2 tRNA genes and 1 rRNA gene are annotated in these 713 nt (G+C 51.5%); all 3 read right to left on the bottom strand.

The features are described from left to right. Nucleotides 1–25: 25 nt before the first annotated feature. Nucleotides 26–98, bottom strand: a tRNA-Ala gene (locus LPKJCM_RS12110). A gap of 37 nt (nt 99–135) precedes the next feature. Continuing rightward, nucleotides 136–209, bottom strand: a tRNA-Ile gene (locus tag LPKJCM_RS12105). An 83-nt stretch (nt 210–292) separates the two neighbouring features. Beyond that, nucleotides 293–713 (bottom strand): 16S ribosomal RNA (locus LPKJCM_RS12100); the annotation flags it as partial.

Raw genomic sequence — 713 nt, 5'->3', positions numbered from 1 at the left:
ACCAAGTCTGACACTCTCGTGTCAATGGAGAATAGCGGGATCGAACCGCTGACCCCCTGCTTGCAAAGCAGGTGCTCTCCCATCTGAGCTAATTCCCCATGTTACTCCGGTGATAGCTAACTATCAGGCCATGGATGGGCCTAAATGGACTTGAACCATCGACCTCACGCTTATCAGGCGTGCGCTCTAACCAGCTGAGCTATAGGCCCAAAAAGCGTAACCACTTTTGAGAGTAGACCTCTCAAAACTAAACAAAACTTTCGACAATGTGCAGGATTCCGTTTTTCCTTAGAAAGGAGGTGATCCAGCCGCAGGTTCTCCTACGGCTACCTTGTTACGACTTCACCCTAATCATCTGTCCCACCTTAGACGGCTGGTCCCCGAAGGTTACCTCACCGGCTTTGGGTGTTACAAACTCTCATGGTGTGACGGGCGGTGTGTACAAGGCCCGGGAACGTATTCACCGTGGCATGCTGATCCACGATTACTAGCGATTCCAACTTCATGTAGGCGAGTTGCAGCCTACAATCCGAACTGAGAACGGCTTTAAGAGATTAGCTTGACCTCGCGGTTTCGCGACTCGTTGTACCGTCCATTGTAGCACGTGTGTAGCCCAGGTCATAAGGGGCATGATGATTTGACGTCATCCCCACCTTCCTCCGGTTTGTCACCGGCAGTCTTGCTAGAGTGCCCAACTGAATGCTGGCAACTAA

It is taken from the genome of Lentilactobacillus parakefiri (assembly GCF_002157585.1).
GTDB lineage: Bacteria > Bacillota > Bacilli > Lactobacillales > Lactobacillaceae > Lentilactobacillus > Lentilactobacillus parakefiri.
The sequence above is the reverse complement of the archived record's forward strand: the minus strand, read 5'-3'. Positions and strand labels throughout refer to the sequence as shown.